Origin of the sequence: Megasphaera sp. (assembly GCF_047831605.1) — a bacterium.
Lineage (GTDB): Bacteria > Bacillota > Negativicutes > Veillonellales > Megasphaeraceae > Megasphaera > Megasphaera intestinihominis.
This window is the reverse complement of sequence record NZ_CP181255.1, coordinates 2,030,283-2,050,995: the sequence shown is the minus strand read 5'-3', so window position 1 is coordinate 2,050,995 and position 20,713 is coordinate 2,030,283. Positions and strand designations below refer to the sequence as shown.

The following is a 20,713-nucleotide window of genomic DNA, read 5'->3' as shown; positions in this document are numbered from 1 at the left end:
CAGCCCCCTACTCGTTCTTATAGCCCAATTCGCTGAGGGCGCCCGACTTATTGCGCCAGTCCCGCTTGACTTTGACCCAGATGTCGAGGTAAACCGAAGAACCGAGGAGGTTTTCGATTTCCTGGCGGGCCAGGTTGCCTACTTCTTTGAGGACCGTGCCGTTCTTGCCGATGACGATGCGCTTCTGCGAATCCCGTTCGACATAGACCGTGACCCGGATATAGACCTTATTGTGACCGCGGTCCTTCATTTCTTCGACATAGACGGCGATGGCATGGGGCACTTCATCGCGGGTACAGCGGAAGAGCTTTTCCCTGACGATTTCAGCGACCAAAAGGCGTTCCGGCTGGTCCGTGATCATGTCGTCAGGGAAATACTTGGGCCCTTCCGGCAGGATCTTGCGCAGTTCGTCGACGACGGCATCGACGTTGTCCCCTTTCAGGGCGGAAATGGGGATGACCTGGGCGAAAGGATAGAGTTCGGCATATTCCGTAATCTTGTGCAGTATCTCTTCTTTCGTCATGAGGTCGACTTTGTTGATGATCAAGAAGACCGGAACGCCGACGTCTTTCAGCTTATCCAGGACGAAGAGGTCGCCAGGGCCCTTCTTTTCATTGCCCGAGATGAGGAACAGGACGGCGTCGATGTCGCGCAGGGACTGATAGGCCGCTTCATCCATGAATTCCCCCAGCTTATGTTTCGGCTTGTGGATGCCCGGCGTGTCGAGGAAGACGATCTGACATTCGTCGTCCGTATGGATGCAGAGGATGCGGTTGCGCGTCGTCTGGGCCTTATCGGAGACAATCGAGACTTTGTGTTTGATGATATGGTTGATGAGCGTTGACTTGCCGACATTCGGGCGGCCGACGACGGCGACGAACCCCGATTTAAATGATTCCATAGATATAGTGACTCCTCCTTATAATTCTTCGCCTTCGCGGACGTAGCCCAGGCGCTGTAAAATAAATTCTTCTTCTTTACGCATTTCGGCTTTATCGTCCGGTTCCATGTGGTCATAGCCGAGGATGTGCAGCATGCCGTGGATGGTCAGGTAGGCCAGTTCCCGTTCAAAGGAGTGGCCGTATTCATCGGCCTGTTCCTGGACTTTTTCCAGAGAAATGATGATGTCCCCCAAGAGGGCCGTGTCCGGGCCGTCATAGCCGTCGTCTTCGCCTTCATTGAGGGCAAAGGACAGGACGTCCGTCGGCCGGTCGATATTGCGGTACTGCTTGTTCAGCTGATGGATGTAATCATTGTGGCACAAGAGGATGCTGATTTCCGCATTGGGCCCCAGGCCGTAGACCAAAGCTGCTTCTTCACAGACGCGGTCGATGACTTTTTCATATTCATCGTGCTGGAACGACGGATCTTCGTAATTGATGTTGATATTCATGGCAATTCCCCCAATCTAGTGATCGTGATGATAATAAGTTTCGTAGGCCCTGATGATGCGGCCTACCATATCGTGACGGACGACGTCTTCATCGCTGAAGTAGACCATGCCGACGCCGCGGACGTCTTTGAGTATCTTTTCGGCTTCCGTCAGGCCCGACATGCGCCGGTCGACGAGGTCGATCTGGGTCGCATCGCCGTTGACGACGACCCGCGAGTGGTTGCCCATACGGGTGAGGAACATCTTCATCTGTTCCCGCGTCGTGTTCTGGGCTTCGTCGAGGATGATGAACGATTCTTCCAGGGTCCGGCCGCGCATGTAGGCCAGTGGCGCCACTTCGATGATGTTGCGGTCGATCATCTTCTGGAACTGGTCATAGCCGAACATGTCGGCCAGGGCGTCGTAGAGCGGGCGCAGGTACGGGTCGATCTTTTCCTGCAGGTCACCGGGCAGGAAGCCCAGTTTTTCCCCGGCTTCGACAGCCGGCCGGGTCAGGATGATCCGTTCGACTTCGCGGTTCTTGAGATAAAAAGCCGCCAGGGCTACGGCCAGGTAGGTCTTGCCCGTCCCGGCCGGACCGATGCCGAAGGTGACCAGGTTCTTGCGGATGGAATCGACGTAGCGTTTCTGGCCCAGCGTCTTGGGCTTGATGAGACGGCCCCGGGCAGAAATGCCGACCGTATCTTCATAGAGGTTGTGCAGGGCCTCCGATTGGCCTTCTTTGATGAGTCTGGCCGAATAGCGGACGTGCTGCGTCGTCAGATAGGTATTTTCCCGGAACAAGTAGCGCAGGACGCGGAAGACTTCGGTCACATAGGCCACATCCTCTTCGCTGCCGACGATCATGGCCGTATCGCCGCGGACGGCAATGCGGCAGTCCGGGAATTCGCGCTGCATCGTCTTGAGGAATTCGTCTTTCATGCCCAGGACGGCCCGGGCTTCACGCAAATCGGAAAATTGCAGTTTCTTTTCTACCAAAGTGAGATACTCCTTTATTTCATGAATTTACGGACGGCCTTGCCGTGCAGGTAGTCACAGCGGGCTCCCTGGCAGGTGCCGCGTTTTTCCAGTTCTTCATCGATCATATCGCGGATGCGCCACCATCCCATGCCCCAGTTGGCGAAGTCCGTCGCTTCTTTCGGCGCCCGGCCGATGAGACGCTGGAAGACCGTATCGGGCCGGCTGTATTCGAGGAAGGCCACGACGCGGCGGACGTACTCTTCGCAGGTCCAGAGCTTGATCTTTCCCTGGGCATACCATTCGGCCATGGCCGTGTTCTTAATGATGTACAGGGCGTGGAGCTTGACTTCGTCAGAGCCGAGGGCGGCAATGATCTTGGCTGTCTCGACGGTGTCTTCCATGGTGTCCCAGGGCAGGTCGAGGATGACATGCGTACAGGTCCGGAAAGGATACTCCCGGAGCATGACCATGGCGTCGATGTATTCGGCAACGGTATGGCCGCGGTTGATCTTGGCCAAGGTCTTATAGTTGACCGTCTGCAGGCCCAGTTCGACGAGGATATCGACGCCGTACTTTTCTTTGACGTCAGCCATGATATCGAGATAGGTCTCGTTGAGACAGTCCGGCCGGGTCGCTACGGCCAGGGCCACGATATCGGGCTGGCAGGCGGCGGCGAGGTAATCCCGGAAACGCTCTGGCGGCAGGTAGGTATTGGTGAAATTCTGGAAATAGGCGATGAATTTATTGGCCTTGTACTTGGGCTTGATGTGAGCCATGTTCTGCTCGATCTGCTGGCCAATGGTCACCGTCGCCGGCAGGTTCTCGTAGCCGGCGCCGATGGAACCGCAGAAGGCACAGCCCCGGACGCCCAGGGTCCCGTCGCGGTTGGGACAGGTATCGGGGATGCTGATAGGCAGTTTATAGACTTTTTCGCCATATGTTTCTTTTAAATACGTCGAGTAGACGCGGTAACGTTCGTTCACGATGGTTCTCCTTTGACCGGGATGGCGCACCATTCGGCCCGGTCTTTCTTTTTTTCAGCCAGCATATAGGCTGCGCCTTCCGGGACGGGCCCGTAGCGGCGCAGTTCCCCTTTCAGGGCCGGGCTGGCAGGCCAGATGCGATAGCGCATCTTGATGTCGCGCCAGTTGGTGAAATGATAGTCCCTGGCAAATTGGCGGAGCCAGGCTTCGTCGCGGAAGATGGCGTCGGTCTGGCTGCGCGGCGCTTCGCACCAGCCGAGGAAATCGGGATGGAGACGGAAGCGGAAAAAGGTCAGCATATCCAGGGCCAGCAGGTCTTTGGCCAAGCGCTGCTGGTCTTCTGTCAGGGGCAGGATATCTTCGATGCAGTGGCAGAGGAAATGACACAAGGACTCATCGGACAGGGCCTTTTGGTCATTATGCAGGACGAGCCACTCGTCTGTCAAGGCCTCGTAGAGTTTCATATAATCCGGAGCATAGCGGCGGCCGAGCCAGTTGAAGAAATAAGTGAATTTCCCGGAATTATAAGTCCGCTCGAAGACGTCTTCCAGGACCTTCATATAGGCGACTTTTTCATAAGGCAGCCACGTCGTCGCCAGGACTTCATAGGGCCCCTGCGGGTCGTACCGGTAATCGTCAGGATAGTCGCGGCGGATGCCGGAGCCCTTGAGGAGCTTCAAGAAACCGATCTGCAATTTATGGGGGTGCAGGGCATAGATATCGTTGAAGGACTGGCGCAGATGGCCGTAGTCTTCATAAGGCAGGCCGACGATGAGGTCTAAATGGAGATGCATCGTCCCCAAGGCGACAAGGCGTTCCATGATATGCGTAATGCGCGGCCAGTCATTATGACGGTGGATGGCCTGGAGCGTCGGCTCATACGTCGTCTGGATGCCCATTTCCAGCTGGATCCGTCCTTTCGGTGCCTGGGCCAGGAGGTCGATGTCGTCATCGGTAAGGACGCCGGGCTCGATTTCCAGGTGGAAATTGATGGGCTTATCGACGGCAATCATGTACGCTATGAGCGGCCGGTGATGGGCCGGGCTGCAGTTGAAAGTGCGGTCGACGAATTTGACCTGATGGACGCCGGCATCGACGAAAGCCTGCAGTTCCTTCAGGACCAGCGGGACCGAGCGGAAGCGGACGCGGTCGTTCATGCCCGACAGACAGTACTGGCAGTGGAAAGGACAGCCCCGGGAGCTTTCATAATACATGATGCGGTGGTCCAGTTCGCGGAAGTCCTGATGCTCGTAAGGAAAAGGCAGGCTGTCCAGGTCTTCTACTTCCTGGAAGGTCTCGTCGCCCTGGATGACGCCGCTGACGCGGCCGAGGACGCCGGGGACTTCTGTCCCATCGCGGCCGGCTGCCAGGGATTTCAGGAAAGCCGGTACCATCTCTTCCCCTTCACCTTGGAGGACGTAATCAATATGCTCATAATCTTCCAGTATCTGCCGGGCCGTATAGGATACTTCCGGGCCGCCGACGAAGACCTTGGTCTGGGGAAAGACCTGTTTCACCAGGTCGATGAGATGACAGGTCATTTCGATATTCCAGATATAGCAGGAAAAGCCGATGACGTCGGCCTCGAACGAGGCGATGTGGCGCAGGATGTCATAGCTGTTCTGATTGATCGTATATTCGGCTACGGACACGGCGACGCCCTGGTGGTCACACGCCGTCGACAGGCAGCGCAGGGCCAGGGACGATTGGATGAATTTGGAATTCAAGATGGTAAGCAGTGTTTTCATGAAAGCCTCTCTTTAAATTTTTATATGTATTAAGTATACCGCAAGGACGGCGTTCTGTCATGTCTTTTCCGCCCCTGGCCGGGGACAGCCTTTTCGCCTGCCCCTTTTTATGATAAGATGAGATAGTACATAGTTTTTCCCCTACGAAAAGGAGGCTTTTCCTTGTTTAAAATAGCACTTGCCCAGACAAATGTCCACCCTGGCAATCCACGGCAGAACACGGCCGTCATGAAAGAATGTATCGCCAAGGCCAAAGCAGCCGGCTGCGACCTCATCGTCTTCCCGGAGCTCGCTATTCCGGGCTATCTCATCGGTGATATTTGGGACCAGCCCGACTACATCGACGACTGCGTCCGCTTCGGTGAAGAAATCAAGGCCCTGTCCGACGGCATGGCCATCATCTTCGGCAACGTCGCCAAAGAGACGGACCGGGTCAACCTCGACGGCCGGACGCGGAAGTATAACGCCATGTTCATCGCTTACAACGGCCGCTGGATTTCGCCGGCCCGCTCGCCCTACCCCTTCTACATCAAGACGCTCCTGCCCAACTACCGCGAATTCAGCGACATCCGCTACTTCACGTCGCTCATCGAAGTCGCCCAGGAACGCCATGCCTTCCCGGAAGACTTCCTGTCGCCCGTCCAGATTCCCTTCGACGACGGCCGCAAGTTCCGCATGGGGCCGCTCATCTGCGAAGACAGCTGGGATGAAAACTATCCTTTCAAGCCCATGAGCTATTTAGGGAAAATGTACGACATCGACATGTTCATCAACATTTCCAACTCGCCCTTCACCCTGGGCAAGACCCAGCGGCGTCACCGCCTCTTCGGCCAGGCCATCGACAAGGTCCACTGCCCGGCCATCTACGTCAACTGCACGGGTATCCAGAACAACGGCAAGAACATCTACACCTTCGACGGCGCCAGCAGCACGTACCAGAAAGACGGTTCGCAGCACGTCGAATGTACGCCTTTTACGGAAGAAATGGTCATCGTCGACTTCGATGAAAAGGCCCAGCGTTTCGTCTCGCCTTCGCACTTGCAGCCGGAAAAGTCTCCCATCGAAGACATCTACGCCAGCCTGCACTACGGCCTGAAATCCTTCATGGATGCCATCGGCGTCCATAAAGTCGTCCTCGGCGTCTCCGGCGGCATCGACTCGGCCGTCAACGCCGCCCTCTATGCGACGGTACTGCCGCCGGAAAACATCCTGCTGGTCAACATGCCCAGCTGCTACAACTCGGACATGACCAAGAGCCTGGCCAAAGAACTGGCCGACAACATCGGCTGCCTGTACACGGTCGTCCCCGTCCAGGACAGCCTGGAACTGACGCGGCACCAGTTCGAAGGAGCCGGGCTCAGCCAGAAAGGCCAGGACAAGGGTCATCTGGAACTGACCAGTTTCATTGAAGAAAACATCCAGGCCCGCGACCGGTCGAGCCGTATCCTGGCCGCAGCGGCGGCAGCCTTTGGCGGCGTCTTCACGTGCAATGCCAACAAGGCCGAACTGTCCGTCGGCTACGCCACCCTCTACGGCGACAGCGCCGGCTACCTGGCGGCTACGGCGGACCTGTGGAAGCATCAGGTCTACGACCTGGCCCGCTACCTCAATGACCAGGTCTTCCAGCGCGAAGTCGTGCCCCAGGGCAGCATCGACATCGTCCCCAGCGCCGAACTGTCGGACAAGCAGGATATCACCAAGGGCCAGGGCGACCCGATCATCTACCCCTATCACGACTACCTCTTCGCCGCCTTCGTCGAACGCTGGCAGCGGGCCACGCCGGAAACCATCCTCGAATGGTACATCAACGGCACCCTGGAAAAGAACATCGGCTGCTCCGTCGACGTCCATCAGCTCTTCCCGACGGCCAAAGCCTTCATCGACGACCTGGAACGGTGGTGGCGCCTCATCGCCGGCTTCGCCGTCGCCAAGCGCATCCAGAGCCCCCCTATCCTCTCCATCAGCCGCCGCCCCTTCGGCAACGACCTGCGCGAATCCCAGCTGACACCGTACTACACGACGCGCTACCTGGAAATGAAAGAACGCCTTTTGGCAAATGAAGCGTAAAAAAACGCCTGCTGTTTCTGCAGCAGGCGTTTTTTCGTGGTTCGTTTGGCGTTTGCCGTGGTTCGAAAGATTCACCCAAATCCAAAGAATAAGGCTGTACACAGGATTCGCACGGGCCGCCGATTAAGGCGGCCCCTACAGCTCGCGGACTGCGTCCGCTTCGATGAACGACCCACGACAAACGAACCACAAAAGGGGCTTGTCGCTTAAGGCGACAGCCCCTTTTTCACTACATATCTTTCAGTCTTCCGACTTCTTGTTTAGGACGGACGCGTTTGTGTCCGAATGTTTCTACGATGATGAACATCATGGGGATGAGGAAGACGCCGAAGATGGTCGCAATGGACGTACCAAAGACGACGGTGATGCCCATCGCGACTCGCGATGCGGCGCCGGCGCCGCTGGCCATGGCCAGTGGGATGGAACCGACGACGAAGGCCAGGGACGTCATGATGATCGGGCGGAGACGGATCTTGGCGGCTTCGATAGCAGCCGATACGGGATCCATGCCGCGTTCATCGACACGGACTTTAGCGTATTCGATAATCAAGATGGCGTTCTTGGCGGCCAGACCGATGACGGCCAACAGGCCAATCTGGAAGTACAGGTTATTCTGCTGGTTCAGGAGGTAGGCAAAGGCCGAAGCCCCGAAGACGCCTGCCGGCAGACTGAACATAACAGCAAAGGGTACTTTCCAGCTTTCATACAAGGCGGCCAGGACGAGGAAGACGAAGAGGATAGCCAGGGCAAAGACGTAGACCGTCTTGTTGCCGGCTTCGACTTCTTCACGGCTCATGCCGCTCCATTCATAGGCATAGCCTTCACTGAGCGTGTCTTTAGCGACTTCTTCCAGCGCTTTAAGGGCATCACCGGAGCTGTAGCCATTAGCCGGGGCCCCTTGAATCTTGATGGCCGGATAGTCGTTGAAACGGTTGAGGATCGACGCTGAACCGATGGCTTTCGGTCGGACAAAGTTGGCCACCGAAACGAGCTGGTTGGCACTGTTGCGGACGTAGATGTGGTTATTGGCATCGATGGTTTCACGGAATTCCGGAGCGGCCTGAACGACGACCTTGAAATTACGACCGAACATGGTGAAATCGTTGACCTGATAGGAACCATAGAAGGACTGGAGCGTCGAATAGAGGTCGCTCAGGGAAACGCCTTCTTTGGCAACTTTATCGCGGTCGATGTCGAGCTCATAGCCCGGCGTATCGGCAGCAAAGGCCGTGTAGACCGACCCGATTTCCGGCCGCTTCCGGGCAGCGGCGATGAATTTCTGTGCCATCGCTGACAATTCGGCCGTCGTATGGCTGCCGCGGTTTTCCAGCTGCATCGTAAAGCCCGACGACGTGCCCATGCCGTCGATCGGCGGCGGGTTCATGGCGATGACCGTAGCCTGAGGAATCTGATTGCCCATGCCCATGATCTTGCCGACCAGGGCGTCGACGGACAGGGATTTATCTTTACGTTCATCCCAGTCACTCATGCCGATGAAGGACGTAGCCCCGTTCGATTTCGGCCCATTGGCCAGGATACTGAAGCCGACGACGTTCATGACATTGGTTACACCGGGCTGCTGTTCCAGCCACTTGCTGATTTGTGCACTGATTTGTTTCGTTTCCGTCTGGGAAATGCCTTCGGGCAAGGTGACGTTCATCATGACGAAGGCATTATCTTCCGACGGGACAAAGCCTGTCGGCATGATTTTAAAGACGCCTGCCGTGAGGGCGCTGATGATGACCAGGAAGGCCACGCACCATTTGAGGTGGAGCTGCAAGTGAGCCAGGCGCAGGCCATACCAGGCGATGAGCCTATCGAAGGCATCATTGAATTTCTGGAAGAACTTGTAAATGCCCTTGGGGTTGTCATTGGGTTTGTGGACATTCAAAATCGACGCACACATGGCCGGTGTCAGGGTCAAAGCGACGAAGGCCGAAATGAGGACCGACACGGCAATGGTCAGGGCGAACTGGCGGTAGAGGATACCGCTCATGCCGCTGATGAAGCCGACGGGGATGAAGACGGCGGCCAGGACGCAGGCAACACCGATAACCGGGTTCTGTACGTTCTGCATGGCGATGATCGTCGCCTCCCGCGGACTTCGGGCGTTGTACTTGATTTCGTATTCGACGGCTTCGATGACGACGATGGCGTCGTCGACGAGGAGGCCGATGGCCAGGACCATGGCGAACAGCGTCAGGGTGTTGATGGAGAAATCGAGGACCTTGAAGCAGGCAAAGGTACCCAGAAGGGATACAGGGACGGCGATGAGCGGGATCAGCGTCGACCGGCCGCTCTGAAGGAAGATGTAAACGATGAGGGCGACCAGCAGCAGGGCTTCGATGAAGGTTTCAATAACTTCGTGGATCGATGCCGTAACGAAGGTCGTGCTATCGTAGACAATCTTATAATCCAAGTCAGATGGGAACGACTGTTTCGCCTTTTCCAAGACTTTGCGGGCGCCGCTGACGGACTGCATGGCATTGGCGTCTGCTGTCAGGCTGATCATGAAACCGGCAGCCTTGCCGCCGTTGAGGTTACTGGCAACGGAATAATCCTTGGATCCCAGGCTGACATCGGCAATGTCGCCGACGCGGACCATGGTACCGTCGGGATTGGTGCGGACGATGACGTTCTTGAACTGTTCCGCCGTCTGCAAGCGGCCGTCGGTACGCAGGGTATACTGGTAGGTCTGGTTGTTCGGCGACGGCTGGGAGCCGATGGTGCCGACAGCGGCCTGTTTATTCTGAGTGCTGATAGCCGAGATGACATCGGTCGGTGTAATCTTCAAGATATTCATCTTCATCGGGTTGAGCCAGATGCGCATGGCATAGTCAGACCCGAATTCCTGGACGTCGCCGATGCCCGGGACGGATTTCAGTTCATCCATGAAGTATTGGGTAGCATAGTTCTTCATGAACGTCGCATCATAAGAGCCATTGGGCGAAACCAGGGCGAAGACCATAGCCATGGAACTCGTCGACTTCTGGACTGTAACACCGGTCTGGGTAACTTCTGACGGCAAGGTCGACTGGACCTGGCTGACGCGGTTCTGAGTGTTGACCGTGTCCATATCACCATCGCTGCCGGACTTGAACTGGACGGTCATGGAGTAAGACCCGTTATCGTTCGTCGAGCTTTCCATATTGACCAGGTTATCGACACCGACAAGCTGGCGTTCGATGACGCTGGCCACGGTCGTGCCGACGACTTCGGCATTCGCGCCGATATAAGTAGCCGAGACGCGGACCTGCGGCGGCGTGACCTGCGGATACTTGGCAACCGGCAGAGTCGCCATCGACAACAGGCCGAAGATGGAAATGATCAGCGAAATGACGATAGCGAAGATAGGCCGGTCGATAAAGAACTTAGATATCACGATCCCGCCTCCTAACTATTTGACGATGATGTGTCCGACGACGTATCGGAGCTGTCGTTGTCGATATCGGCCTTGGTCAGCAGGTGCTGGTCCAAGGCAGCGCCTTTGGCCTTCTGATAGCCGTCGACGATAATCGTATCGCCATCCTGAAGACCATCGTTGATGATCCAGAATTTGCCGACTTTCTGGCCCGGCGTGACTTCCCGGTTCTGGGCTTCGCCATTGCCGTCGATGACGGATACATAATATTTACCCAGCGTCTGCTGGACGGCGCGCTGCGGTACGGACAGCGCATTGCGCTGGATCTGGGTATCGGAAACGACCGTCGCATAGAGGCCTGGGATGAGGAGATTATCCGGATTGTCGAAGACGGCCTTGACGATGATCGAGCCAGAGTTGCCATCCATGCCGTGGTTGACCTGGGTGACATGGCCTTCATAAGGATACATGGTGCCGTCGCTCAAGCGGAGCAGGAGATGGTCGCCCCAGCTGCCGGCGTTGTCCGCAGCCTGCTTGGTCATCTGCAGGTATTCGGCTTCACTGATGGAGAATTCGACATAGACCGGATTGGTCGAAGAAATGGTGACCAGTGCCGTCGAACCGGCCGTCGCAAAGGTACCGATAGGTACGTCATCGACGTTCAATTTGCCGCTGAACGGAGCATAGACAATGGTATCGTCGACGTTATCCTGAGCAGCGTCGACCTGGGCTGCATTGGCTTCGACGACAGCCTGCTGCTGCTGCGTAGCCGCTTCCTGGTCGGTGACGGTCTGCTGCGGGATGGCGTCCTGGCTGGCCAGGGTCTGGTAACGGCGCAGGTTCAGCTGCTGATTGGCCAGATTGGCTTCGGACTGGGCCTGGGTAGCCTTGGCCTGGGCCAGGGCGGCGTCATAGGTCCGGCTGTCGAGGCGGAACAACGGCTGCCCTTCCGTGACTTCCTGACCGCCTTGGACGTATTTTTCTACGACACGGCCGGAAATCTTGGGACGGACAGGCACCTTGTCTGTTGCCGTCACGGTACCGCTGTACTCGGCCTTGACCGGCGTGTCCGCGGCGACGACTTTGTACGTGTTGACTGCAACGGGAGCCTTAGTCGCACTTTGGTTGGCCCCACAGCCGGCTAAGAGCGCGGCGATGGTGAGTACGGTAACGCTCATCGTCGCAAGTTTGCGTTTTTGTATCATCTTCACTTTCCTCCTATTTCTTTCGATTCCTGATTTTTAATGCCATAAAGCAAGACGTTGATACAGCGCTTCATATAGTCACTAAAGGTGGAATCGTGTTTGACATCATTAAAATAATCGATAATGTCATCGGCTGCGCTATGCAGGATACGCAAGAACAGGAACTTATCAAAGGGCTTGAATTCTCCTGTCTCCTGAGCTTCATCGAGGAGCCGTTCCAAAAGGAGCCAGTCTTTTTTATAGCGGGACTGCAAGCGTTCACAAGTACCGGGCATCTTTGCCAGGAGATCCGATGTTTTCCGCACGGACAGGACCTGCCAGTTGTCACTGGGCACGTCGAAATAAGCGATGAGCTTGGCTTCGCAAGTCATGGCCGGATCGCTGACGATACGCTGATGATAGGCATAGATCTTATCGGTAAAATCGGCGATGGCCTGTTCGATGATTTCCTGTTTCGACGAAAAATTTTCGTATAAAGTCCGCTTGCTGATGCGCAGATTACGGGCTAAGTCGTCCATGTGGAAATCGGAACCATGGCGGTTGATTTCACGAAGGGCTTCGGCCAGAATCTTGGCGCGGATATTTTCTGTCATGTAAACACGTCCTACTCAAAAAAATACAAGGTGATACTTTTGAAACTCAAACTATAAAACTCAGTACCAATTTATAGTTTAATATACAGCACCTTATAAGTCAATAAACAAGTTGATATTATTATTTTCTCAATTCTTCGGCAAATTTCCGAATCGGCAGGACTTTGTATAAAACAGCACCACAGGCCGCACCAATACAGGTATTGGGCAAAAAGGCAACGATGAAGAACCATAAGGCGACGACTTTGGAATCGAGGACGAAAGCGGCGACAGGATAGGCGATGAGGCCGCCCAGAAGGCCGGTCCCGACGATTTCCCCGATGACGGCACCCCAGATGGAATTTGTTTTTTTATACAAAACGCCGGATAAAGCGGCGCCGATCATGCTGCCGGGATAGGCCAGGACGGTACCGACGCCCATGGCAATGCGGATGGATGAAATGCAGAAAGCACCGGCCGTCGAATAGCGCCAGCCCACGAGGACCGACAAGAGGACATTGATGAGGTGTTGCAGCGGGAAGACCCGGGCACCGCCGAAGGGAAAGGATACGAAAGGCGCCAGGAGGACTCCGATGGCGATGAAAATCGCCGTCACTGTCATTTTCTTGAGTTCAGTATTATTCACGATGTACTACAACCTTTCCATATTTTTGTAAGATAGCATCATTTAATTGATAAAAGGCATCGAAGAGACGGGCGTGAAAGGTCCCCGGCCCATTCTTCCCCTCCCCTGCCAGGGCCAGCTCACCGCCGATGCCCATGGCCAGGATGCCGCCGGCTGCGGCTGTGAACGGGTCGGCCACGGCGGCAAAGGAGGCGATGAGGGACGTCGTCATGCAGCCCGTACCGGTCACATAGGTCAGCAGGGGACAGCCGTTGCGGATTTCGGCCGTCTGGCAGCCATCGGAAAGGACATCGACGGCGCCGGTGATGGCGACGGTCGTCCCGAGATGGCTGGCCAGGGACGAAGCCAGGGCCGGGTCGGCTGGGCCTAGACGGCTGTCGACGCCGAAATCCTGGCCGCTCTTATGGGCTGCCAGGCAGGTGATTTCCGACGCGTTGCCGCGGATGACGGCCATAGGCAGTTCATCCAGCAGGCGCAGGGCCGCCTGGGTGCGGAAGGTCGTACCGCCGGCGCCGACGGGGTCGAAGACGATGGGCACGCCGTGGGCAGCGGCCGATTTACCGGCTGCCAGCATGGCCTCCAGGGTCCACGCCTGGAGCGTCCCCAGGTTGAGGACCAGGGCCCTGGCGGCAGCCGCCATTTCGGCGACTTCCTCGACGGCATTGGTCATAGTCGGCGACGCGCCGATAGCCAGGGTCGCATTGGCGCAGTCAGTCATGGTGACGAAATTGGTGATATGGTGAATGAGGGGCCGCTGACGGCGCAGTTCCTCAAGGGCCCTGGCGACGGCCGGAATAAGTTCCATCTTCATCCCCCCTTCTAGACGTGGAGCTTGAGGATGGCCTTCTTGATGGCCTTCCCCTGCCCGTCAGGCGCGCAGAGGCAGCGATGGCCGTCAGCCGGCGTGAAAATGGCATACGTTCCCGGCGTCATGGCAATGACCGTATCGTCGGCGACATCGGGATTGTAGAACCAGGCATCGCTGTCGGCCCGGCTGTCATCGACGACAGGGCCGGCCTGGCATAAGGGCTGCCAGCCGATGTTCTCTTCGCCTTCGAGGACGTACTGGACGTCGATGTAGTCGCGGTGGGCTTCCATCAGACGCTGGCTGGCCGGCGCCGTTTCCGTGACATCGACATTCATGTAATTGACTGTATCGAAGGTATGGCGTCCGGGATTCAAGTCCGACTTGACCAGGGAAGACAATTTCTCGATCCACGGCCGGATATATTCCGGCAGGAAACGGCTTTCCTTTTCATACTGGGAAATATTACCTACGAACATGGGATTCCCTCCTAATCTTCGTCGCTGGCTTCGCGGGCTGCGACGTTTTTATCGAACAGGGCATCGGCGAACTGGGCGGCATCGAAGGGACGCAGGTCGTCGACGCCTTCGCCGACGCCGACCCAGCGGACAGGGACGCCCAATTCCCGCTTGACCGACAAGATGACGCCACCTTTGGCCGTCCCGTCGAGCTTGGTCAGGACGACGCCCGTCAAGGGGACGACGTCGCCGAAGAGTTTGGCCTGGCTGACGGCATTCTGGCCCGTCGTGGCATCGAGGACGAGGAGCGTTTCCTGCGGAGCTCCTTCGATGTTGCGGCTGGCGACACGGGCCATTTTCCGCAATTCTTCCATGAGGTTGGACTTGGTCTGCAAGCGGCCGGCCGTGTCGACGAGGAGGATATCCATGCCCTTGGCTTTGGCCGACGCCGTGGCATCGAAGACGACGGCGGCTGCATCGGCGCCTTCCTGATGCTTGACGATGGGTACGCCGACGCGGTCCGCCCAGATGGTCAGCTGTTCCGACGCTGCCGCACGGAAGGTATCGCCGGCGGCGAGCATGACCGATTTCCCCTGCTGCTTGTAATACTTGGCCAGTTTGCCGATAGTCGTCGTCTTGCCGACGCCGTTGACGCCGACGATGAAGATGACCCGCGGCCCGTCTGTTTCCGGCAGGGGTTCATCGTTTTCATTGAGCAGGGCGACGATGCATTTTTCCAAATACGGGACGACGTCGTTGCCGTCTTTGATTTCCTTCGATTTGACACCGGTCCGGATCTGGTCCAGGAGGTATTCCGTCGTTTCGACGCCAATATCGCCGGTGAGCATGACCGCTTCCAGGTCATCGTACATGTCGTCGTCGATCTTGGCATAGCCGCGGACGACGGTTTCGATATTCTGGATGAGCGAGTGTTTCGTCTTTTCTAAGCCTTTGCGCAGTTTTGAAAAAAATCCCATAGTTATGTTCCTTCCTTTAACAATTCATCTACTTTGACAGTCAGCAGGCGCGATACGCCTTTTTCTTCCATGGTCACGCCCAACAGGGTATTGGCCGCTTCCATGGTCTTGCGGCGGTGGGTGATGACGATGAACTGCGTCGCACCGCTGTAATTCTTGAGGTATCGGGCCATGCGTTCGACATTGGCTTCGTCCAGGGCGGCGTCGACTTCGTCGACCAGGCAGAACGGTGCCGGATGATAGGCCAGAAAAGCCAGGAGCAGGGCAATGACCGTCAGGGCCCGTTCGCCGCCGGAAAGGAGCGTCAGGGACTGCTGCTTCTTTCCAGGCGGGCGGATATAGATTTCCACGCCAGCTTCCAAGATATGTTCCTTATCGGTCAAGGCCAGGTGGGCCGTACCGCCGCCAAAAAGGCGGCTGAAGATATCCTGGAAATGGACGCCGATGGCCTTGAAGGCCTTGGCGAATTGTTCAGCCATGGCCGCATCGATTTCGGCGACGACAGTCCGCAATTTTTCCCGCGATTCCTTCAAATCGTCGCACTGGCGGACGTAAAAGTCCCGTTTTTCCAAAGCCGTCTTGTATTCGTCTTCGGCAGCCGGGTTGATGGTCCCTAGCGCCGTAATCTGAGCCTTCAAGGAAGCGACCTTGTCATGAAGCTCTTTCAACGAGCCCTGACGGCGCCGTTCCATAGCTTCCTGGCGGCTCAGGCCCTGCATGGCCAGCCGTTCTTCGTGATGGCTGATATCGCCTTTATACTTTTCCAGCTGGACTTCAGCCGCATGGCAGCGCTGCTGCCACTCCTGATGGCGCCGGCGAAGGTCGGCGACGACACCGTCCAGAGCCTGGCTTTTTTTCAGGGACTCGTTGCGGGTCCGGTAAAAAGCCTCTTTGGCCTGGTCACAGCGGACCGTATCGGCTTCTTTCACGGTAATATTTTTCGACAGTTCTGTCAACAGGCGGGCCGCTTCTTCCTGGCGGCGGCGCAAATCCTGGCGGCGCTGGGACAGGGCTTGTTCCTGGGCCGTCAATTCCTGCTGCCACGTATCATGCTGGCGCAGCTGGTCATCGCCGTGACGGACCTGTTCGGTCAGCTTGGCAACGGCAATCTGCCGCTCCGTCAAGGTCTGACGGCACTGGGCCGCTTCGGCCTTGGCAGCATCACAGGCGTCCTGCCATTGCTGGACATCGGCGGCCGGCCCCGTTTCCATATCGGCCAGGGCGGCTTCCTTGGCGACCAGCCGGGCCTGCATGTCGGCCCGTTCCTTTTCCAAGGCTTCGACGCGCTGGTCAAAATCAGCCAGGGCCTGGCGGATATCGGCCAGGCCCTTCTCTTCCTGACCGCCCTGCCAGCGGGCCTGTTCCGCAGCCTGGCTGGCTTTGCGCCAATGGTCTTCGGCCTGGGCCAGTTCCCGGGCAGATTCTTCGGCCTGCCGGCGCAGTTCCCGGCCCTCAGCGGCCAGGGTTTCCAGACGCTGCTGGCCACGGCGGCAGGTCTCCTGCAATTCCTGCAGCAGCGCCCGCCGGCTGATGAGGGAACCTTCCTGATTGCGGGCGCTGCCGCCGGTCAGGGAGCCGCCGGCGTTGAACTGCGTCCCGTCGAGGCAGACGATGCGCAGGCGATGGCCGTATTTCCGGGCCACAGCCGAGCCCGTATCCATGGTATCGGCCAGGAGGGTCCGCCCTAAGAGGGATGAAAAGACCTTCTCATATTTAGCATCATAAGAAATAGCATCGGAGGCGAAGCCGAGCATGCCCGGTTCGCCGGCAGCCTGTTCTTCATCGGCTGTCCGCTGCCGGCTGCGCAGGGTATCCAGGGGCAGGAAGGTCGTCCGGCCGGCTTTTCTGTCTTTTAAATACGAAATAGCCTGTTTGGCCGCCCTTTCGTCTTCGGCGACGACGTAACGGACGGCACCGCCCAGGGCGACGTCGATGGCGACGGCAAAGCGCGATGGGATCTGGCAGAGTTCGCCGACGGCGCCGCACAGCCGGCTGCGCCAGGGCTGGCTGGCCGTCAGGACGACTTTGACCGCCCGTCCCAGGCCTTCATGTTCCTGTTCCATGCTCTGGAGGACGCGCATGCGCTGGGAGGCGGCGTCGACATCGCCGCGCAGGCGGCGGTATTCATCTTCTCCTTTTTTCAGGCGCTGGCCCTTTTCCTGAGCCGTCTGTCGCAGCGAGGCGGCCTGCTTTTCAAAGGCGGCGGCTTTTTTCTGGCACGCTTCCTGTTGGGCCCGGGCTTCCTCATGGCGGGCTTCTGCCGCTGTCAGGGCCTGCTTCTTGTCTTCCCACTGCTTCAGGGCCTGCTGGCAGGCGGCTTCATTTTCTTCCAGGCGGCGGCGCAGGTCTTCACTGTCCCGGCGCAGCATGAAAGCGTCGCGGCTGCGCTTGGAGTTGGCGTCGACCCGTTCCTGCAGGGCTTTGGCTGCCGCTTCGGCCTTGGCTTCGGCCTGGCCGAACAGGGTCTGAGTCAGGGCTAAAGCCTTCTGAGCCGCAGCCAGTTCAGCTGCTTTCTGGTCCTTCTGGGCCTGCAGGGTTTCTTTTTGTTCCTGCCAGGCTGCCTGGCGCTGCTGCAGCTGAGCGGCGTCGTCAGCGGCCTGGGATTCGTTCTCGGCCAGTTCGGCCTGCCGCTGCCGGCAGGCTTCACGGCGGTGGACGAGGCTGTCCAGCTCGTTGTGGACGGCCATGGCTTCTTCATCGAGGCGGCGCAGTTTTTCGTCGTCTGCCGCCATGACCTCCAACAGGGCCTTGCGTTTTCCCTCGGCCGCTGCCAGTTCCTGGGCGGCCTTTTCTTCTTCTGTCGCCGCCGTCATGCGGCTGTTCTCGGCTTTGGCCAGGAGGCGTTCGCTGTTGCGCAGTTCCTGCAAGGTCACGGTCCCTTCATAGGCCAGGCGCTCGCTGTCGAGGCAGCGGAATTTCTGCAGAGTTTCTGCCTGTTCCTGCAATGGTTCCAGCCGCTCTTCGAGGACGCTCATGAGGTCGCGGATGCGCTCCAGGTTGCGCTCGGTCTCGGCGATCTTGCGCAGGCCGTCGGCCTTGCGGCCTTTGAAGCGGCTGATGCCAGCAACTTCTTCAAAGATGACCCGCCGCTCTTCGGGCTTGCTGTTGAGGATGCGGTCGACGCGGTTCTGGCCGATGACGGCCATAGAGTCCTGGCCGATACCCGTATCGGCGAAGAGGATATGGATATCTTTCAGGCGGCACGGCCGGCGGTTGATATAGTATTCACTGTCGCCGGAGCGGAAGAGGCGCCGCGTGACGACGACTTCCGTGAATTCCGTATCCAAGGCGTGGTCGCTGTTATCGAAGTACAGCGAGACTTCCGCTGCCCCCTGGGGCCGGCGGGTCTGGGTCCCGGCAAAGATGATGTCTTCCGACTTCTGCCCCCGCAGCTGGCGGACATTCTGTTCCCCCATGACCCAGCGGACGGCATCGGAAATATTGCTCTTGCCGCTGCCATTGGGACCGACGATGGCCGTAATGCCCTTGTCGAAGGTCAGGGTCGTCTTATCTGCAAAGGACTTGAATCCCCGCAGTTCCATTTTCAATAATTGCATAGTTTCTACTCTCTCTGTGGACTGCCCGGACGGACACGGTATGGCGCCGCATAGCAGTTCTGCTTATTTACTCGTACAGTTAATGATACCATAATTACCAGCCTGCCGCCACCACGGCGTCGCCAGCCAGGGCTGGGCAAAGTTTGTGTAAAATATCAGGGAAAGCCTTGACAAGTCCTGTCTTAATGGATTATATTAGAATTTAGGTTTGAAGGCCCTCATTCTGCAGAAAGGGAGAGTACCGTAATGATTCAAGTTTATAAGCACAGCAACGGCCATCTGGAAGACAACATTTCCCTGGCATCGGCTGAAAAAGGATCCTGGATCCACGTCGTAAATCCCGATTCCGAAGATTTACAGCTCGTATCCATGGTCACGGAAATCCCCACTGATGTTCTGAAAACCGCCTTGGACACGGAAGAACGTTCCCACGTCGAAATTGAAGATAACTACATCTTTGTCGTCATCAACATCCCGATCATCTTGGAAACGGACAGTTATGACACCTTGCCCCTGGGCATTTTCATTACACCGGACTTCATCATCACCCTCTGTATTCAAGAAACAGAAGTCATGCGCGCCTTTACGGAGAATAAGTATCCTCTGTTCTATACATTCAAGAAAACGCGTTTCTTATTCCAGATCCTGTACCGTTCGGCGACGCTGTTCCTGCGCTACTTGATGCAGATCAACCGCCGGACCGATGACATCGAGGAAATCCTGCGCCATTCCATGCGCAACAAGGAATTCTTCCTGCTCCTGGAATTACAGAAATCCTTGACGTACTTCACGTCGGCCCTGCGCAGCAATGGCATCGTCATGGAACGGCTCATGCGCCTGCGCCGCAATACGTCGCTCCACCACCTCATCAAGATGTATGAAGAAGACGAAGACCTCCTGGAAGATGTCATCATCGAAAACAAGCAGGCTATCGAAATGGTCGAGATGTATTCCAACATCCTCATGAATATGTCCGATACCTTTGCATCCATCATTTCCAACAACCTGAACTTGGTCATGAAATTCCTGGCTTCCATTACAATCATGCTGGCCGTCCCGACGATCATCTTCAGCCTGTGGGGCATCAACGTCTCCGTCCCCTTCCAGGACACGACAGCCGGCTTCTATTACGTCGTAGGCATCGCCATGTTCTGCACCGTCGTCGCCGCCATCATGCTCTGGCGGAAGGATTTATTCTGAAAGGCCCTTCACCATGCTCTTTATCGGTTCAAAAGAGCGGCGGTGAATGGGACAGGGCCCGTATTTTTGCAACGCTTCCATATGCATTTTCGTCAAATATCCCTTGTGCACGGCAAAGCCGTACTGGGGATATTTTTTGTCGTATTCGACCATGAGGCGGTCACGCGTGACTTTGGCGATGATCGAAGCGGCGGCGATGGACGCGCTCAGGGCGTCGCCGTGGACCAGGGACTTATGGGGCACGGTCAGTTCCCGAAGAGGCATGGCATCGACCAGGACGGCTTCAGCCGGCACGGCCAGGCCGTTCACGGCGTCGTACATGCCCTGCATGGTGGCGTGGTAAATATCGAGTTCGTCGATTTCTTTTTCCGACTTGGCCACACAGGATACGGCAACGGCTTCGGCCATAATTTTATCATAGAGGACGTCCCGCTTGGCCGGCGGGACTTTTTTGCTGTCATTGAGGCCGGGACATTCCCAGTAGGGCGGCAGGATGACGGCGGCTACCATGACCGGACCGGCAGCCGGGCCGCGGCCGGCTTCGTCGATGCCGGCTACGTGGTACAGCCCTTGGTTGTAGTAAGCCGTTTCCTGGGCATACATGTGCAGGACCCGTTCCCGTTCGGCTTCTTCCCGGATTTTCTGGCGCATATAGGCGGCAGCCAGCTTGCGGACCGACACGCGGCCGTCTTCTTTCATGGCTGCCAGGAGGTCCTGGACGTCACCGCCAGCGGCCAGGCGGGCCTTGAGGTCGGCGACGCGGAGTTTCTCGATGTCCATG

Annotated in this window: 16 protein-coding genes; 2 read left to right on the top strand and 14 right to left on the bottom strand. The window is 57.2% G+C overall.

The features are described from left to right. Nucleotides 1–7: 7 nt before the first annotated feature. Genes era through ACFWUB_RS09800 form a run of 5 tightly spaced genes read right to left on the bottom strand, consistent with a single transcriptional unit; the run spans nucleotide 8 to nucleotide 5,084 of the window. Nucleotides 8–901, bottom strand: coding sequence for a GTPase Era (gene era, locus ACFWUB_RS09820; RefSeq protein ID WP_416183874.1), 894 nt, complete (start codon nucleotides 899–901; stop codon nucleotides 8–10). Nucleotides 902–919: 18 nt separating this feature from the next. Further along, a complete protein-coding gene (gene ybeY / locus ACFWUB_RS09815; protein ID WP_014017045.1) occupies nucleotides 920–1,393 on the bottom strand; it encodes an rRNA maturation RNase YbeY in 474 nt (157 codons plus the stop codon). 15 nt (nucleotides 1,394–1,408) lie between these two features. Then, the gene (locus ACFWUB_RS09810; protein ID WP_370854616.1) at nucleotides 1,409–2,371 is read right to left on the bottom strand and encodes a PhoH family protein; all 963 of its coding nucleotides are present in this window, start codon (nucleotides 2,369–2,371) and stop codon (nucleotides 1,409–1,411) included. Nucleotides 2,372–2,385: 14 nt separating this feature from the next. Further along, a complete protein-coding gene (locus ACFWUB_RS09805) occupies nucleotides 2,386–3,336 on the bottom strand; it encodes a TIGR01212 family radical SAM protein (protein ID WP_416183873.1) in 951 nt (316 codons plus the stop codon). Beyond that, on the bottom strand, nucleotides 3,333–5,084 hold the full coding sequence (locus tag ACFWUB_RS09800) for a B12-binding domain-containing radical SAM protein (protein WP_020723918.1): 1,752 nt from the start codon (nucleotides 5,082–5,084) through the stop codon (nucleotides 3,333–3,335). The genes ACFWUB_RS09805 and ACFWUB_RS09800 overlap by 4 nt, the downstream gene beginning before the upstream one ends. A gap of 162 nt (nucleotides 5,085–5,246) precedes the next feature. Here ACFWUB_RS09800 and nadE point away from each other — a divergent pair, with 162 nt between their 5' ends. Then, a complete protein-coding gene (gene nadE / locus ACFWUB_RS09795) occupies nucleotides 5,247–7,151 on the top strand; it encodes an NAD(+) synthase (RefSeq protein ID WP_416183872.1) in 1,905 nt (634 codons plus the stop codon). A gap of 229 nt (nucleotides 7,152–7,380) precedes the next feature. On the opposite strand, the gene ACFWUB_RS09790 is transcribed toward nadE, so the two are convergent. From ACFWUB_RS09790 to smc, 8 genes are all read right to left on the bottom strand, one after another. Next, entirely contained in the window at nucleotides 7,381–10,533 is a 3,153-nt protein-coding gene (locus ACFWUB_RS09790) for an efflux RND transporter permease subunit (RefSeq protein ID WP_416183871.1), read from the bottom strand. Nucleotides 10,534–10,544: 11 nt separating this feature from the next. Then, nucleotides 10,545–11,717, bottom strand: a complete 1,173-nt coding sequence (locus tag ACFWUB_RS09785; RefSeq protein ID WP_292107327.1) for an efflux RND transporter periplasmic adaptor subunit — start codon at nucleotides 11,715–11,717, stop codon at nucleotides 10,545–10,547. A gap of 2 nt (nucleotides 11,718–11,719) precedes the next feature. After that, nucleotides 11,720–12,310, bottom strand: coding sequence for a TetR/AcrR family transcriptional regulator (locus ACFWUB_RS09780; protein WP_292107324.1), 591 nt, complete (start codon nucleotides 12,308–12,310; stop codon nucleotides 11,720–11,722). Between the two features lie 121 nt (nucleotides 12,311–12,431). Next, entirely contained in the window at nucleotides 12,432–12,935 is a 504-nt protein-coding gene (thiW, locus tag ACFWUB_RS09775) for an energy coupling factor transporter S component ThiW (RefSeq protein ID WP_020310453.1), read from the bottom strand. After that, nucleotides 12,928–13,740: a hydroxyethylthiazole kinase gene (gene thiM, locus ACFWUB_RS09770; protein ID WP_020310454.1), complete on the bottom strand. Its 813-nt coding sequence runs from the start codon at nucleotides 13,738–13,740 to the stop codon at nucleotides 12,928–12,930. The genes thiW and thiM overlap by 8 nt, the downstream gene beginning before the upstream one ends. 14 nt (nucleotides 13,741–13,754) lie before the next feature. Continuing rightward, nucleotides 13,755–14,219, bottom strand: a complete 465-nt coding sequence (locus tag ACFWUB_RS09765) for a YhcH/YjgK/YiaL family protein (protein ID WP_020723921.1) — start codon at nucleotides 14,217–14,219, stop codon at nucleotides 13,755–13,757. Nucleotides 14,220–14,230: 11 nt separating this feature from the next. Further along, nucleotides 14,231–15,175 carry a signal recognition particle-docking protein FtsY gene (gene ftsY, locus ACFWUB_RS09760; RefSeq protein WP_020310457.1) on the bottom strand — a complete coding sequence of 315 codons (945 nt, stop codon included), beginning with the start codon at nucleotides 15,173–15,175 and terminating at the stop codon, nucleotides 14,231–14,233. 2 nt (nucleotides 15,176–15,177) lie between these two features. Beyond that, entirely contained in the window at nucleotides 15,178–18,732 is a 3,555-nt protein-coding gene (gene smc, locus ACFWUB_RS09755; RefSeq protein WP_416183870.1) for a chromosome segregation protein SMC, read from the bottom strand. A gap of 246 nt (nucleotides 18,733–18,978) precedes the next feature. Between smc and ACFWUB_RS09750 the strand changes: the two genes are divergently transcribed. Continuing rightward, a complete protein-coding gene (locus tag ACFWUB_RS09750) occupies nucleotides 18,979–19,932 on the top strand; it encodes a magnesium transporter CorA family protein (protein ID WP_416183869.1) in 954 nt (317 codons plus the stop codon). Here the strand turns inward: ACFWUB_RS09750 and ACFWUB_RS09745 are convergent. Beyond that, nucleotides 19,924–20,712: a ribonuclease HII gene (locus tag ACFWUB_RS09745; protein WP_292105960.1), complete on the bottom strand. Its 789-nt coding sequence runs from the start codon at nucleotides 20,710–20,712 to the stop codon at nucleotides 19,924–19,926. The genes ACFWUB_RS09750 and ACFWUB_RS09745 overlap by 9 nt on opposite strands. Nucleotide 20,713 lies beyond the last annotated feature (1 nt).

Coding starts and splice junctions, on each gene's coding strand:
- ACFWUB_RS09800 (WP_020723918.1), bottom strand. CDS start 5,084: ATGAAAACACTGCTTACCATCTTGAATTCCAAATTCATCCAATCGTCC.
- ACFWUB_RS09745 (WP_292105960.1), bottom strand. CDS start 20,712: ATGGACATCGAGAAACTCCGCGTCGCCGACCTCAAGGCCCGCCTGGCC.
- smc (WP_416183870.1), bottom strand. CDS start 18,732: ATGCAATTATTGAAAATGGAACTGCGGGGATTCAAGTCCTTTGCAGAT.
- era (WP_416183874.1), bottom strand. CDS start 901: ATGGAATCATTTAAATCGGGGTTCGTCGCCGTCGTCGGCCGCCCGAAT.
- ybeY (WP_014017045.1), bottom strand. CDS start 1,393: ATGAATATCAACATCAATTACGAAGATCCGTCGTTCCAGCACGATGAA.
- thiM (WP_020310454.1), bottom strand. CDS start 13,740: ATGGAACTTATTCCGGCCGTCGCCAGGGCCCTTGAGGAACTGCGCCGT.
- ftsY (WP_020310457.1), bottom strand. CDS start 15,175: ATGGGATTTTTTTCAAAACTGCGCAAAGGCTTAGAAAAGACGAAACAC.
- ACFWUB_RS09765 (WP_020723921.1), bottom strand. CDS start 14,219: ATGTTCGTAGGTAATATTTCCCAGTATGAAAAGGAAAGCCGTTTCCTG.
- ACFWUB_RS09780 (WP_292107324.1), bottom strand. CDS start 12,310: ATGACAGAAAATATCCGCGCCAAGATTCTGGCCGAAGCCCTTCGTGAA.
- ACFWUB_RS09750 (WP_416183869.1), top strand. CDS start 18,979: ATGATTCAAGTTTATAAGCACAGCAACGGCCATCTGGAAGACAACATT.
- ACFWUB_RS09785 (WP_292107327.1), bottom strand. CDS start 11,717: ATGATACAAAAACGCAAACTTGCGACGATGAGCGTTACCGTACTCACC.